The following is a 15,664-nucleotide window of genomic DNA, read 5'->3' on the forward strand; positions in this document are numbered from 1 at the left end:
CCTACTGCGCAGTCGAGTTCAGGCCATGTGTGACTATCTGATGAGCGCGGGGTGGAATCCGTGCCCAGACCGTCAGGACGGGTCTGCGGCCTCCCCGGCCGCCAATCCGAACAGCGGCAGGCATGGGACCAGCCCCGTGATCTCGGTCCCTTTCGCGAGCGCTGGCCGCCATAGACCCCGGGGGAGGCGAAGCCGCTGCAAGATCACGACCTCTCCGCGCACCACCCGCCGTTCGATTCCGTCCGGTACATATCCCAGCTTGCGGGATACGGCCAAGGACTGCGCGTTGTCGGCGAACGCCCCTGTCGTTGCCTCCTCGGCGCCCAGCCCGGTAAATGCCAGGTGCAGCACGGCAGCCCGCATCTCTGTGCCTATGCCCTGACTCTGATACGACAGCCCGAGCCAAGAAGCTGTGTTGACCTCTCGCACCAGCGCGAAGCGCTTGGCAGCCAGGGCCTGCATGCCCACAGGCCGGCCACCGAGGAAGACGGCCAGATTGATGGACCAGTCCTCCGGCGTCCAGTTTCCGAGCCGCAGCCAGTGATGCTGGACCACGGAGCGAGCCCGTTCGGTCTCGGGCAGGTCGGTCCAGCCGCTGCTGAACGGCATCTGGGAGGGGTCGTGAACGCCGTCGCGTGCGAGATCGGCCAGTGCTGCCAGCTCATCCGATTGGGGCAGGCGCAGCTCCAGGCGGGGCGTCGTCAGCCGCAGACCGAGCAGTGGCCAGTAGTCGATCAGCACGATCTAGTTTGGTCACGGGAGCATGCGCCCGGCCACTCCGGTTAGACCCAATGGGGTGGAGCCTCTGCGCTCTTCTGCCCCTCGCGGTCCAGGCGGACCTGCAGTGGCGCCAGCGCCGGATATCCGGGTGACGGGCTGCTTCGCCCGGCCCTACTTTCGCCGGGTATGACGACCATTGACCCACGGATCGCGGGCTTCTACACGGAGTACGACGAGGCGTCCCGGCTGCATTCCACAGCCACGGGCCGTCTGGAGTACGAGCGGACCCAGGAGCTGTTACGTCGCTACCTGCCTCCAGCACCAGCTCGGGTGCTGGACGTGGGCGGTGGCCCGGGTACGCATGCCGGTTGGCTCACTGAAGAGGGATACGAGGTGCTCCTCCTGGACCCCGTGCCAAAACACGTGGAGCAGGCACGTGAGCGCGCGCCTCGGTGTGTTGCTCAGCTGGGGGATGCCCGCGACCTGGACGTGCAGGCCGGCACCTTCGACGCGGTGCTGCTGCTGGGCCCGCTGTACCACCTGGCGGAGCGCGAGGACCGGCTGACGGCACTGCGGGAGGCCCGGCGGGTTGCGGTTCGGGGTGGTGTCGTCGCAGTTGCGGGGATCTCCCGGTACTCCCTGATGCAGGACTACACCGTCAGTGCGGGCCTGTCCCCGGAGCTGCTGGCTGGCGAGGTCTCGCAGGTGGTTGGTACGGGTTCCTACGGCGGCAGCAGGGGGTTCACGGTTGTGCACTTCCACACCGCTGCCGAGCTGATGCAGGAGGCCGCTGAAGCGGGGCTGGGCGCTCCGCACGTGCATGGGATCGAGGGCCCGGGATGGGCGTACGTCGTCGCGGCCAGCCGATGTGCGGGCCAGGAAGAGGCAGGCGCGCTCGTCGCGGATGCGATTGCGACGGCCCGCCTCGCCGACGAGCACGGCGTGTTCCACGATGCCTCGGCGCACATCCTTGTCGTTGGCTCCGTCTGAGCAGGGGCAGGGGCGGTAGTACTGGCCGGATCTTGGGATCCGCGGCTGGAGAGGCCGGCGCTGCCGTAGCCGCACAGCTGGGCTCCGAAGGCTTAGGTGGCCGCACGCCAGGCGTTGACGAGTGAGTGCACAGAGCGGAAGCGGTGCTCCGGGGCGGCGGCTGTTGCCTTCTTGATGGCGGCCAGCTGGCTGGGGGTGCCGCGCCACTGCTTCTCCTCGTCGCCGGCGTCGAGGAGAAGGCGGAGGGCTCGGCCCAGGTTGAACACTGTTGTCCGGGTGTCGATGACCGAACCCCGCACGAACTCCTCCGGGGCCATGTAGCGCGAAGAGCCGGGCAGTCGGTCTGTCTGCAGCGTGAACGGGCCGGGCCGGTACTCGTCCAGGTCGCAGAGCGTCATCCGGTGATCATTGAAGTTGTAGAGCATACAGCCGTCGTAGAGGTCGACGGCGACGAGGCCGGCCTGCTCCACGGCAAGGTGGGCACCCAGGAGCAAGTCAAGGGCGGCGTGAACCTGGGGAAGAGGGAGCTGCCGGAACCGGGCCATGGGGCTGCCAGGCGCGGCCCTCCCCCCGTGGCGGGACCGAGTCGGGTGATAGAGGACCTCGCCGGCCATCCACGGGTACACGAGCGCCAAGCCGTCGTCAGTCCTGAAGGAGTGCGATAGGGGCACGATGGCCGGGTGGGTGACGGCCTCGTGCACTGAGATCGCCCGGCGCAGAGACGAGACACCGCCGGGTGTCGCGGCTCCCTTCACGAACCAGCGTTGCCCCGCGGCCATCAGCCCGTATGAGATGCAGCCGGAGTCCTGGTCGGCGAACGTGCGAAAGATGCTGCCCGTTCGTACGAGGTAGGGCTCGAGTGCTGGAACGTGGGTGACGTTGAAGATCGGGTGTGCCGTCATGTCCTGGATGCTGCCACTGTCGAATTGGTCTCCGCTGGCTGACGCGAGAAGGCGCAGCGTAATGGGCAATAGTTCGATTAAGGAACATATGTTCGTGACGGTCGGTGCATTGTCAGTCACGTCGTGTATATCCAGCGGTTATGAGTATCGCTCAGGAAGCCGCCGCGCTGCCCGCTGGCCGTGCGCACCCTCAGTCCGTCGGGGCGACGTCGCCGACCGGCTGTCCACACGCGGATGAGGTAGAGGAGTCAAGGGATGCCAATCCCGGCAGGGAAAGGGATCCGCAGAGCACAACCGACGACTACATGACGGTGGAACTGCTGTGTGCCGCCTTGGCGAGAGTCCGGCTCGACCGGCAGCAGGCCAACAGCGGCCAATGGCGCGCCGCTGAAGTATCGGGGCCGTTGCCGCGTGCCTGGCGTGACGCGCGGGGTCGGTTGTGGTGGAAGGCCCAGGCGCTGGGTTCGGAGTGGCCGGGCGACGATCTCGAGCTGTTCGACTGGTGCCGTCGCCCTCTGGGGTCCTGGCCCCTTCGGCTCTCCCTAGCTGACGGTGACCTTGAGGCAGTCCTGCTGGAAGGGGATGAGCTGTCGGAGTTCGCCGAGCAGGCAGCCGATCTGGTCCGGCATGCAGACGTCGAGGCGGAACTCGTTCAGAACCAGACCTTCGCGGCGCTGATGTCGTGCGCGCGGATGAATGGTGCTGACGAGGAGGCGGTCCAGCGAATCTACTGCCGGCTTCGGCGCTTGCTGATCGACCGTCCTGTGCTCAGCGACCGCGACGTCCAAGCGCTGGCCCGCGAGCTCCCGAACTCGGACGCCGACAGCGACTCGTTCCTCGCGAAGTTCGTGCGCACCGCGTACGTACTCCATCCGGTCCAGAGCCCGGGGAAGGTCAGACTGCGGCGTTGCCGCGAGTGTCGCAACCCGGTCGACGACGGCGCGTCCGACTGCGGGACCCCGGGATGCGAGGGAGGGCCCGAGCAGTACGAGGTGGCCTGTCTGGGCGGGTACTGGACCCAGCACAGGGCGACCCGCCAGTTCTTCCACGACCCAGGACTGCTGGAAGGGCGGCTGCTGGACCGGCTCGCCGAACTGCCGGCGGACCGAGTGCGGACCGAGCCGTGGCCGTGCCTGGATGCCTGGGACGGGGCCTTGACCTTCGAACCGGTGAACCCTGGTGGACAAAGGGAATGCTGGGCGATCGATGCGAAGGACTGCGCGAGCCCCACCCTCCTCGCCCGCGGGTTTCGCAGCGACCCCCGTGTGCCGGCGCGGCGCCGCATCATCGTCGTGCCCATGCACCGCCTCCAGACTCCCGGCTACATCGCGGATCTGGAACGCGAGCTGCAGGGCCGGGTCACCGGAGTCGAGGTCCTCGACGAGAAGACGTTCTTGCGGCAAGCCGCCGTCCGTGCGAGCAAGGTTGGAGCCACACGATGAGGGACACCCGCTCCTGGAGCACCGCGCTGGCTAAGGAACTGGACGACGAGTGCGTCCGGCCGATGCTCGGCCCGCTCAAGCCATGGGAACTGTGCGCCCTCGAACTGGGCCTGTCGTTCCTGGCCGACCACATGCAAGGCCGAGGCATCGGCGCTCTGTGGCCAGTGCTCGCCGGCTACATGCGACTGGACCCGGCACTCGATCCGCAGATCCGTACCCTGCGCGAGCTGATGGGCCCGGTCGCGAAGACCGGGACGATGCGGGAAAAGCTCAACCACTACGTGAAGCTCCCCGCCCAGGTGCGCGGGTTCGAGCCCGGCGACATGGCGGGCACAAGCCTGAACTGTCGACCGTATTCACCCGCCGGCCCTCCCCATACGCCGCGGCACGCCACGACGTCTACCGGCAGAGGCTTCAGGAAGTCGCCCCTTACAAGACGGGCAGCGGCTACCGGCCGGCGCCGTCTGGCTCGACGTGCTCCTTCGTCCGAGACGACGGCAGCTGGGAAAAGATCCGTATCCCCGACACCTTCATCCCAGCGCCGGCCCCGCCCGCACTGCTGGCGACGACCTCCCGAGCACGGGAGCCAATTCCTCTTACCCTGGAGGATTACCAGCGTGCTGCCGTCGAGATGGATAACCTCCTGGAGGCCCATCCGGAGATCGAGAACCGGGACTTCGTCAACCGGCTGGAACAGATCGAGGCCCTGCTCGCCGATCATGTCGCAGGGCGCCTCCTGGAGCGGCCACGGCAGATGGTCATCGACGGTCTGTGGCACGTGGCGGGCCTGATGAACAGCGGAAAGTCCACTCTGCTGGACATGATCGCCTACATCGTCGCCCGCCGCGGCGGCAAGGTTGGCTTCGTACTTGCCTCCGGTGGCGACATGTACGCCAAGGTGAGTTTTCTGCGGGCACTTGGCGTCGATGCTGTCCCCATTTTCGGACGGACCCGGGAGGGAGTGCACAAGGACCGCTACTGGCGCTCGCTCCTCCACGACGGCGATACCACCTTCCCCACCGGCCTCGACGCTGCTGCGGCGTTCGCAGACGACCAGTGCTATCTGGAGGAGCTGCGCCTGACCAGCAGGACCGACCGGGCACCGCTCCCGAGGGAGGAGCGGCCATGCAGAGGCAAACTCTTTGTGGAAGGTCAGAGCGGGCGCAGGGACTGCCCGATCCTCCCGCGGTGCCCCGCCCATACGGCACCGCGCAAAGTCGCCGAAGCCCAGGTGTGGGTGACCACCGCGGCCGGCTTGGCATCCACGATGATGCCGCAGTCTCAGGTCGACGTCCGCGTCGCCGAAGCGGCCCAGCATCACCTGGCTGTACTGCTGGTGGACGAAGCCGACACCGTTCAGCAGCAGTTCGATGACCAGTTCCTGCTGCACGAGATCCTCTCCCAGCCTGGCAGGGGCTGGAGCCACCGCGTGGGGGACCGGATCGGGCAACGCTTGGAGCAGTCGTGGTTCCTTGACCTCCTGGACCCCGAGGTAAAGGCCGGCGACAAGCACTTCCGCCGCCACGACCAGGCGATGACGGAGCTGTATCAGCTGATGATCGACCCCGGCGCGGATCAGCTGCGCGCCGTCATTGCCGAGGGACCATTCACCGGGTACAGCCTCCTTCGGCGCCTGGCCCGGAGCCTTCACGGCCTCCGTGAGCGCAACGACTTCGCCCGCAAGGCGGAACTGGAGGAAGCTGCTGACCGGTACTTCGAAGAGCACCTCGAGCCGCTGGTCACCACCCCCTTCCAGGCGCCCGCGGAGAACTGGGCCGAGCTGATCGAGGCAATGACCGCGACCCACGACACCCTGCTGTCCGCACAGGAGGCCGCCGAGGCGTGGATCGAGGCCCACCAACCGGTACTCGACGGCATCACGGCCCGGGGCACACCGTCAGAGCTGGCACAGCTGCTGCAGGCCGGCTTGTGGGCTGCACGCATTACGAATTCGTTCTTCGAGGTCGCCCAGCGCCTCCCGGCCATCAGCACGTCGCGGACCGGCGATGGTGAGGACTTCTGGAGCCGGCAGCCGCCCCGTGACCTGATGCCCTTCGTCCCCGAGCAGGCCGCAGGGAACCTGATGGCTCTCCAGTGGCAGCCCAACCCCGGTGGCGACAGCGGGTCTTTCAGCATTCTGTGGCTGCGCGGCGTAGGTCGCTGGCTGCTGTATCACCTCCATGACCTCCTGGAGACTGAAGGAATTCAGGGGCCCAATGTCGTCCTCGCCTCCGCCACCAGCTGGATGCCCGCCTCCCCCCGCTTCCACCTCGACGTCACCCCGAACCTGGTCCTGCGTGAACCGAAGAAGGCGAGGACAGCGTTGCTGGAGAGCAAGATGTTCTTCCGCCCCCCGCGCTACCGCGACGGCCGTCCGGTCTTCACCTCGGGCACCGGCGGCAACCCCACCCTGCACGCCCATGCCCTGTGCGCGTCCGCTGAATGGATCTGCAACCCCGCCCCCGGAGCGCGGGAGTCGCTACTGCAGCAGGCCCGCCAGCGACTGGCCACCGACCGCCAGCAGGTCCTGTTCACCGTGCAGAGCGCCCGGGACGCCCATACCGTCGCCGACTACATCAACCAGAAGACCCCCTACACGGCCCTCCACGTCATCCGCGACGACGACCCGCCCACCCGCAACAGCATCCCCCGGCGGCGCCTTGCCACCTTCGCGACCTCCGGGGCCGACGTCCTTGTTGCAGCCGAAGGCTCCGTCCAACGCGGCCACAACATCCTCAACGCCCGCCGCGTTGCGGCCCTCGGTGCAGTGTTCTACCTGGCCCGGATCCACCCGCCCGCCGACGACGCCACCTTCCCGCTCTCCCTCCTCAGCCGCGAGGCGATGCGTCGGCTTCGCCACCCCGTCGACCTCACCCTCGACCAGGCTGATCCGGTCGACCTCGCGCGCAAACTCCGCCACAGCGAGCGCCGCCGATGGCAGCGACGAGTAGGCGAGCCCGTCCTGTTCACCCGCCTCACAGACCCGATCGAACACGCCGCGTTCGTCGGCAACTTCCTTGTGCCCCTCTACCAGACCCTCGGACGTGGCATCCGGGGCAACGAGCCAGTCCTGGTCTACCTCTGCGACGCGGCCTTCGCCCCCCGCACCGCGAACCTCGACGAATCCGCCTCAGACACCCCTCGGACGAGTGTGATCGTCGCCGCGCAACAGCTCCTGCACGGCTGGCTCACCGATCCCGGCCCCACGGCCACGGCCACTGAACGGCTCGACCACGCTCTCGCGCAGGCCTGTTGGGGCCTGGCCTCCCATCTCCTCGACAACATCGACTGGGGTCACCGCTGATGCCCGCCTACCGCAGCACCCAAGCCACCGTCCTCACTTTCACGCCGGAAGCCACCTGGCCCGTCACTGGCTACCGCACGACCTGCCCGCTGGGAATGCTCGCCCTCCTGGAGAAGGCGTGGGATACGCGGCCCGGCCGTCGTCCCCGTGGCGCACCGGACTACCTGCCCACCAGCTCACTGAGGGACCTGCTCACCCTCATCGACCCCGACATCACCTCTGTACAGAGGAACCCGCGCGATCCGGCATGGCTCCGAGCCCGGACCGCGATCGACCTGGACCTCCTGCTGATTGCCCTGTCGGCATGGGCCTCCGCCCGGGTAGCGCCCCACATGCCCGAGACCGACTGGTACAGCGAACTCGAAGGCGCCGGCCAGCTGGAATGGATCCCCGAGGACCTCGATCTCACCCGCCACGACCTTCATCTCAACGCCACCGCCAACCCCCCGAACCACGTCTTCAACCTCCTGCCCAGCCTCGTCGCCGAGCACCTCACCACCACCGGGCTCCAACTCCTAGGCCACCACCGTGACCTGCGCCTCGGCCCCACCCGACCCGATGGCCGCCGCACCCTGCACCTCGGCACCCCCGAGACCCTCACCGACGAAGACGGCGCGGCCGGCGCCAGCGTGGATGTCCTGACCTTCCACCTCGAGACCGTGCCCGGCGTCCCTGAAGTCCACCTCCATGTCGACCTGAGCATGACCCGCTTTGCGACACACCCGGTCGAGTACATCCCCCGCCGCGGATTCAGCGACCCCACCGCCAGCGTCCTTCTCTCCGCCAAGGAAGGATTCGTCCACCGCCGAGAGAGGCCCATGCTCCTACAGAGCGCGGCCACCGTCCGCCGGCGCGGAGAAGGAAGCACCTGGACTTGGGAACCGGGCGTTGCCGAGATCCTCGCCCGCCTCACCAACCACCAGCCACCAAGCCTCGAACAACTACGCACCGCCCCCGGCGACGCGGCGGCCCAGCCCTTCGCAGCCCACCTCGTCCACAGCACCGGCATGACCTACCGCTACCCCGACAAGGACGGCACCCCGCCCCCGCGCTCGACCCACGACCACCCTGTCGGCCACGGCTATCAGCCCCGCGACCACATGGAGGTCCTCGCCCAGGTCGCCCAACAGCTGGAGGAGAAAGGGCTGGCTCCGCTTGTACCGGCTCCCAAGGCGCGGACCCGCGCCAAGACGCTCCTGCCACTGGAACTACCCGACACCCCCACCTACGGGATCGAGGTCTGGGCGTCATCCGACCGGACCTGGCAAGGCCTGCAGGTGGCGGCCTCCGCCAAACTCGGCCTGACCTCCAGCTGCTCCACAGCGACCTCCGCCGACTTCACTGGGCCGATCAACGTCACGCTCCATCGCTGCGACCCGCAAGACCTCACCGCCGGCCTGCCCCGCTCCACGAACGCAGACAAAGCCGCTCGACGAGCCGAATACGAAAGGAGTGAGACCGAGCGCGCGGCGAGGATTGCCGAAGCATTCCCCCGCCTTGGCCAACCCATGGCCTGCATCGTGGAGATGGAAGGGGCTGCCTACTTCTCACGCACACGCCAAGGCGATCCCAAGAAGCTCTTCAAGAAGACCCTCCCGTCTCTCCGCCGCAACGTTCAGTGCCTTCGCCCCATCGCCCCTGCCAACCCCAATCCCAGCAAAGCCGCCCTAGCCAAACGCTTCCCCGGAACCGACTTCACCACGACCGACATCGAGCGCGCCGCCGCCGCCCTCAACGACGCTCTTCGCCAGGCCGGTCACCTACCCAAGGTCGCCGTACCCCAGGGGATCGAGGGCTCCTTCGAACTGATCACGGTCTGGCTCGCCCCCGCAGGCGACCGGATGGTCGTGCCCATCCTCATCCGGCAGCACACACACGAAGAGCCCAGCGCGCAGCTCATGCCTACACCGGGCAGTCCGACCGAGTGCCCCATGCCGTTGACCGCACTGCCCGAGGCCCTGACCGCCGGCCGCGGACGCGTGGTCACCCGTACCTCGCGCGCGGCCCTCGCCGAGTTCATCACCGGGGCTTTGGCACTCGACTCGACGGCCGACCGGCTCCTGCTCGTGCGCCGTGCGCGGATGAGCGACAAGGAGATCTGGCCATGGCTCCAGGACAGCCGGATCACCTTCGACCAACTGGTGCTGCCGGGCATCGACATGACCGACCCCGCCGTGGCTCCTGTGATCCGAAAGCCCGGCGATCAGCCTGGCCTACGCATCATCCGGCTCCGAGAGCGCAGTGACCGTGACGCGGTCCCTCGGGCCTTCGGAGTCGCCGAGGAGATGATCAGGGCCAGCGAGGAAACAGAGGAGTTGATTCCCGTCACGAGGTACGGGCGGTTCTCTGGTCTCGTTCAAATCGGCGAACGCGCGTTCTGGGGCATCAACCCGCGCTCGGACCAGAACCAGACCGCGCTCAGCCTCACCAAGTTCGACCCTGCCGACCCGTCCAAGCGCACCAAGACTTGCTCCAACCCGACCTCCCTGGAGATCGTGCCCGCCTTCCTCCAAGAGGGAGACAACCCCGCTGACTGGGCCATGTACACCCATGCCCAGCGACGTCTCCACGCCCACACGACGATCGCGACCACCTGGCCTGCCATCGTCCATCTCGCCGAGTTGATGGAGGAGTACATCCGCTAATCGGTGAGGCGCGTTCGGTGGCTCCGGACAGCTGGCTGTTCCGCAACCGAGCGTGCAATACATCGATGTTCGCGGGCTCGCGACCATGCCGTGCCCCGCGAGCTCTCCTCGCGCCTTGCGAAGTGGCCCTACGACCTCCGGCACGCCGCGATCTCGTTCTGGCTCCACTCTGGCCTGGACCCGGCCGAGTGCGCGCGGCGGGCCGGGTAGAGCATGACGTTCTCTTCCGCCACTACGCCAGGCTCAAGCTTGGGGACCAGTCCTGGGGACCAGTGTAAAGGGCACCTATTTTGGATAGGGCCTGAGGGCACTGGCGTGGTATCAGTGCCTGGACCGGTTGGGGACCAGTGCCCATGCCCATGGGTGGCAACGACCTGACGGCCTGGAAGACGTGACCTCACCGAGTGGATCAGGAGAAGACCGACGAACCGCCGGGACGACGAGCTGGTAGCCATCCGCCTGCATCCGCGGTCACTGGCGACATGAGCCGTGGCCGGGGTACCGCCAGATGGAGCGCGGTCCTTCCCTGACGGAGGGGCCCCGCCCCTTCGTGTCCACTCTGGGCCCGAACCGGTGGTGTGGCTGGGAGGGCTGGCAACTGATCCCTTCGACGCCTGGGGGAGTGGCCGCGCCGTCACGGATGCCGGCACAGCGCCCTCGTGGACTCGGCGACTGGAAGGGGTGGAGTGTGCTTCGTCTGGCAGCGAGTGTCACTGCTCGGCCCTAAGCTCGCAAGGCAGGAGAAGGGGGAGTTCGTGCGCGACCGCATGCTGACATCTGACGTACCACTCGGGCCGTTCGAGGGCACAAAGATCACCGTCCACTCGGCGACGGGCAAGAACGCCAGACTGCACGTCCGCCGGGAATGCGGCCAGCTCCGCACGGCCAACGTGACGACGACCGAGGTTCCGTTGAACGCGGACGTGGTGGACAGGTTCTGCTCCGGTTGTGCGGACTGGGGCCCGAGGGTCCGGCCGTCATCCGGACTGGGCATCTTCATGAACGCGCTCGGCGGAGCGGGACTGCTCCACCAGCTGCAGGCCTATGCGGAGCCGGACGAGGACGTGTATTGGACCCAGGACGAGGTGCGAGCTGCAGCCGAGCTCTTGCACTCGGAACGGGGTGCTGCGGACGAGGGCGATGGCGATGAGGAGGACGACGGGCGGTGGGAAGCGCGTAGGGAGGCCGAAGAGCTGCAGGAGCGGGTCTTGTCTCGCTGGCGTCATGCCACGGGGAGCCTTCACCGAGCGCAGGCAGCCATCGCCCACTTTCCTTGGCTGACGGACTGGGCGAGGCCGAAAAAGTCGGCGAAGGAGAGCTACCTCGAGGTTCTGAGGGCGCAGGCGGCCCTCTTCGTGGAGCCGGCTGGTCTCGTCGTAGCGGCTGCGGCGGCGACTCTAGAGAAGCCTTCGCTGCCGACCGACGACCCTGCCTTTGCGGTGCTCGGTAACAGCAGCCGGATCTCCACAGGCCTGAACGCACTATGGCGCAGCTGGCAGTACTCGGCGGAGCGGGGCTGGGAAGGACCGGAATCACGGTCGATCAGCCGCTATGACCTCGTGCACGGCATCCGGCCCAACAAGAAGGGGCGCGCGGAAGCTCTGGAAGGAGCCGCCCGCCTGATCCAGTCCTGGGAGGACGAAGCCCGCGCCGCCGCTGCGGCGACGGATTCGACACCGACGGTGTGGGTCACGGCGCGCTTGCCGGAGGCCACGGAGGAGCCTTCGCGAGGAAGTGCGCCCGACGTCCTGGACGGCCTCGATCGGTGGACCCTTGGCGTGGTGGTGACGTGGACAGTGACCGCCGACTGGGGTCGGCGCACCCTGACGCTGAGAGTTCCGGCCCTCGTCGCCGACAGACTCCTGGGCCCCTCGGGCAGCCTCGCATGCGAGCCGAGCGGTTCCGAAGCTGTGGCTACTGAAGCGGGCCAAGGGCAGCCGGCCTCTGTCCGGCCCGGGGTTTTCGACGACACCGCTGTCTTCGACCGCCAGCCCGTTACCCCCGCTCACCTCCGTGCGCTGCGGAACTTCTCGTATACCGCCGACCAGCTCTACATCGTCTTCTCGACGAGCGGGGGAGCGGAGGTTCTGCCTCTCGAGGTCATTGAGAGGCGACTCGCCCAGGGCTGGCTTGGAGTCATCGTCGCCGGCGCGTCGGACCTCCCCGAGAGCGTGATCAGTCCGTGGACCAAGGAGGTCGTTCCCGCGCCACAGGCTGACGACGACCCGTCCTCGGGCCACGACTATGTACGGCAGGATGACCACTTTGGTGCTGCCCTGGGCCTTGCAGCCGGGGCTCAGGAAGTCGCCCGGCGGACGTATCGGGAGCATGACAAGGAACACAATCTGCGTCTGCTCGCCATGGCACGTGGTGTTTCCGACTTGCGGAGCCTCGACACCGGCCGCTCCGGCATGCTGCCCCTTGCGGTGTGGGAGGGCCTGCTGGCGCCTGCTCCCTTGGACCTCTCGCCGTTCCGGCCGCCCAGCGCCGACCGCTGGCGCAGCGGTAGCGACCTTCCACTGGGTGTCCTGGGTCAGGCGCAGATCTACGCCACGAACTCGGATCCCAAGTTCGAAGGCAAGGGGCACTCACCCCTGTGCCGGCATACACGGGATCGAGGCCTCGCGACGAGTGACGACCTCCTGGCCCTGGCCGACCTGCTGGCCCGTGACGACTGGGACTGGTGCAGCAAGTGTGGCGGCTACGCCGTACGCCGGCTGACCGACACCCAGCTGTCCTACTACCGCGCTGCTCACCGGCTGCACGACATTGCCGGGCAGCTCGACGACGAGCGTACGCACCGTGTACCTGTCGATCCGGATGCCCTGCTCAAGCGGCTGGACGAGCTTGCGGACTGGGAGCCCGGCGGGCACGAGGCCTGCGACTGGGACGGCTCCTGGCGTTGGTATGAGGTCATTCGCGACCTGCGACGTCGAGCCGAACGGAAGCGGGGCCTCGCCGCTTCCTGAGTCGCTTTCCCCCGGGTGGCCGTCTGTGACGGCGGGCGGGCCCGAGGGTCAGGTGGTGCCCCTTGGGGACCAGTTGGGGACCAGCGCCCACGTCGATGGGCGCACAGCATGTACGGATGTGCACGCTGTGCGCCCTGAGATTGTGCCGTATGTCATGACTGGGGGTCAAGGGGTCGCAGGTTCAAATCCTGTCGTCCCGACCATGCTTTAGGCAGGTCGGAGGCCGTTCTCTCATCCGTGAGAGGGCGGCCTTTCGTGCGTCCGGGGCCATGGTGGTCGCAATGTGGTCGCATGTCCAGTCTGCGGCCGGTCGGCCGTGGCGCTGAAGACCGGCGGCACGGGGGAGCGGAGCTGGCGGACGACGTCACCGAGCCGGTGGATGTGGTCGCGTGGTGGTCGCAGCCACGATGCACGCCCCGGTTCGCGGGGGACTTTCTCGGCACTGGTGAGGGTGCGGTCGATTGTGTCGACGGCTTCGCGGGCGGCCTGCCGGGTGAGGTGGCTGTAGATGTTCGCCGTGGTCGACAGGGTGGAGTGCCGCAGTGTCTTGGAGACCACGGTCAGCGGCACGCCAGCGGTGATGGTGATGGTGGCGGCCAGGTGCCGCAGGTCGTGAACCGTGATCCGAGGAACGCCTGCTTCTTCGGAGTTGATGGAGCCGGTCGAGGACGTGGTGTGGTCCAAGCGGTCGGCCGTCGGGTCGGCAGAAGACGAGTCCGGTAAACGGGTCGCCAGGATCACCCCTGGTACGGGGCGTCGTTCGAGCGTGATGCCGGAGGGCGGTGGCGACGCGGGGTGAGATGGCTACCCAGCCGCGGCTCGACCGGGTCTTCGGTGTGGTGATGACGAGGCGGTTGTTGTCGATCGCGGAGAGCGTGCAACGCACGTAGAAGACGCCCTGATCGAGGTGGACATCCTCCCAGTGGAGGCCGAGGGCTTCGCCCTTGCGCAGGCCGGTGCCGATGAGGAACTCGAACAGGTCTGCCATCTCTGGGTCGGCCTGGTGGCAGTAGCCGAGGAAGCGGGCGGCCTCCTCCGCCGTCCAGATCTGCCGCTCCGGCGACGGAGGGCGGCGCAGGACCGGGGGACTGGCCGAGTTGTGGGGCAGGCGGTGTTGCCGGACGGCGTCGCCGAGGGCGCTGGAGAGGGTGGCCAGGCACCGGTAGAGGGTGGTCTCGCCGCGGCCGGCGGCGAGCTCGCTGGTGATGAACGCGGCGATGTGCCGGTGTCCGAGCTCGTCGAGCTTCAGGGGGCCGAAGGCGGGGACGAGATCGTTGCGGACGTAGTCCCGGTATCGCGCCATGGTGGTCGGCTTGAGCACGAGCGTCTTGGCGGCCAGCCAGGTATTCAGGTAGGCGGCGACGGTCTGGTTCGGGTCCGCGTTGAATCCGCCGGCCTCGCCTTCCAGGAATCTGCGGAGTGCGGCCTTGGCCGCGTCGTGGCTGTCGAAGCCGCCCCTGCGTACGGTCGTCCGTTGGTGGCGTGGGTCCGGGACGTCGACGGCGAAGGTCCACGCCCCGTGGTCGCTGTCGGTGAGCAGGTGCGGGCAGCGCGCTCCGAGCTGGTGACGGTGGGTGTCGCGGCAGCCACACCTTCGGTAGATGCGGCCGCGGTCGGCGGTGGTACGCATGGGGATCGCCTCCGGGAGGCGGAGGGAAGTGGGTACCTCCAGCCTGCGACCACAGGCGACCACCACGCCCTCCCGAGCACCGTGACCAGCCCGTTTGGCCACCCGAGGCAGGAGCGGTTCCGGTCGTACTGCGTCCCCACAGAGCAGGGGCACCAGAGCCTGACCTGCACACTCCATTCCGGCACGGGCTGACTGCGAGCTTAGTGTTGATCGCGCCTCGAAGACCATCGACGATCTTCTTGGCACGCCGAGGCTGCGCGACGGCTGGCGGCCCTGCTGACTGACTCAGGGCGCGTGGAGGTCTTCCGCTCCCTGCCACTGCGGCAGCGCGGTCATGAACCCGTACTCCTCGGCGATCTTCGCGAGCTCCGCTGTCCATGGCTGGTCCGTCAGGACCTCGTTGAAGGCGAGCATGGCCGCGTGGAAGATCCAAAGGCAGTACGGCTCGCAGGCCACGACCTCATCGTGCATCGGTGCTTGGCTCACGTGGAACGCTTCGCCGTCGTCCTTGAAGAACATCTGGGCACCCGTGAGCGTTGGGTGCGTGAAGCGTGACTCCACTTGGTAGAACGTCCGCTCCCTGGCAAGACCGTAGCCCTGCATGAGGTGCTCGATCTTGGCAAGGCGCTCGTTGGGATCCGGCGCGACGGATTCCTTGACGGCCTTCACCGTCTCCGCCAAGACCGCGTACCCCTCCTTGTACCGATCCTTCGTGCCATCCACGCGAAGCGCGTTGGCGAGCTGGATCTGGTCGTTCCCCAGCTTCCGGTTGTAGATGTCACCTATGCGGTCGCCCTGGTCGACACACCAGCGCAGCGTGATGGCGTGTTCAAGCGCACTACGCCGGTTCGGCGAAGCAGCGCCGCACGCGCCGGCTTGGTGGAGGGTAAGGACCGCGCGGATCTGGTGCGCCACCGTGAAGAAGAGGCCCCAGCCGATCACGCTGGCACGGTTGCTCGGATCGATGTGGGTGTACAGGTCATTCGTGATCAAGTTTTCCAGACGGATCAGGCCGTCTCGGGGGCCCGGTTCAGTCACCGGACCATGCTCCCGAACCCGCCT

The 15,664-nt window shown here is 67.7% G+C and carries 8 protein-coding genes and 1 pseudogene; 5 read left to right on the plus strand and 4 right to left on the minus strand.

The window, feature by feature from the left end:
• Positions 1-72: 72 nt before the first annotated feature.
• Positions 73-741, minus strand: a complete 669-nt coding sequence (locus tag AB0D46_RS04495; RefSeq protein ID WP_362875776.1) for a GNAT family protein — start codon at positions 739-741, stop codon at positions 73-75.
• Between the two features lie 165 nt (positions 742-906).
• Here AB0D46_RS04495 and AB0D46_RS04500 point away from each other — a divergent pair, with 165 nt between their 5' ends.
• Positions 907-1,710 (plus strand): class I SAM-dependent methyltransferase, encoded by an 804-nt coding sequence (locus AB0D46_RS04500; RefSeq protein WP_362875777.1) that lies wholly within the window; start codon positions 907-909, stop codon positions 1,708-1,710.
• A gap of 92 nt (positions 1,711-1,802) precedes the next feature.
• Here the strand turns inward: AB0D46_RS04500 and AB0D46_RS04505 are convergent, their stop codons facing one another.
• On the minus strand, positions 1,803-2,612 hold the full coding sequence (locus tag AB0D46_RS04505) for a serine/threonine-protein kinase (RefSeq protein ID WP_362875778.1): 810 nt from the start codon (positions 2,610-2,612) through the stop codon (positions 1,803-1,805).
• Positions 2,613-2,752: 140 nt separating this feature from the next.
• On the opposite strand from AB0D46_RS04505, the gene AB0D46_RS04510 reads away from it, so the two are divergent.
• From AB0D46_RS04510 to AB0D46_RS04525, 4 genes are all read left to right on the plus strand, one after another.
• Positions 2,753-4,054 (plus strand): hypothetical protein, encoded by a 1,302-nt coding sequence (locus tag AB0D46_RS04510; RefSeq protein ID WP_362875779.1) that lies wholly within the window; start codon positions 2,753-2,755, stop codon positions 4,052-4,054.
• Positions 4,055-4,211: 157 nt separating this feature from the next.
• The gene (locus AB0D46_RS04515; RefSeq protein WP_362875780.1) at positions 4,212-7,358 is read left to right on the plus strand and encodes a hypothetical protein; all 3,147 of its coding nucleotides are present in this window, start codon (positions 4,212-4,214) and stop codon (positions 7,356-7,358) included.
• The gene (locus AB0D46_RS04520; protein WP_362875781.1) at positions 7,358-10,003 is read left to right on the plus strand and encodes a DUF3962 domain-containing protein; all 2,646 of its coding nucleotides are present in this window, start codon (positions 7,358-7,360) and stop codon (positions 10,001-10,003) included. The genes AB0D46_RS04515 and AB0D46_RS04520 overlap by 1 nt, the downstream gene beginning before the upstream one ends.
• Before the next feature lie 755 nt (positions 10,004-10,758).
• The gene (locus AB0D46_RS04525) at positions 10,759-12,972 is read left to right on the plus strand and encodes a hypothetical protein (RefSeq protein ID WP_362875782.1); all 2,214 of its coding nucleotides are present in this window, start codon (positions 10,759-10,761) and stop codon (positions 12,970-12,972) included.
• Positions 12,973-13,203: 231 nt separating this feature from the next.
• Here AB0D46_RS04525 and AB0D46_RS04530 read toward each other — a convergent pair.
• Both AB0D46_RS04530 and AB0D46_RS04535 read right to left on the minus strand, forming a co-directional pair.
• Positions 13,204-14,830, minus strand: a pseudogene (locus tag AB0D46_RS04530) (site-specific integrase).
• A gap of 57 nt (positions 14,831-14,887) precedes the next feature.
• Positions 14,888-15,640, minus strand: coding sequence for a DUF5677 domain-containing protein (locus AB0D46_RS04535; protein WP_362875783.1), 753 nt, complete (start codon positions 15,638-15,640; stop codon positions 14,888-14,890).
• Between the last annotated feature and the right edge of the window lie 24 nt (positions 15,641-15,664).

The organism is Streptomyces sp. NPDC048383 (assembly GCF_040651775.1).
Taxonomy (GTDB): Bacteria; Actinomycetota; Actinomycetes; order Streptomycetales; family Streptomycetaceae; genus Streptomyces.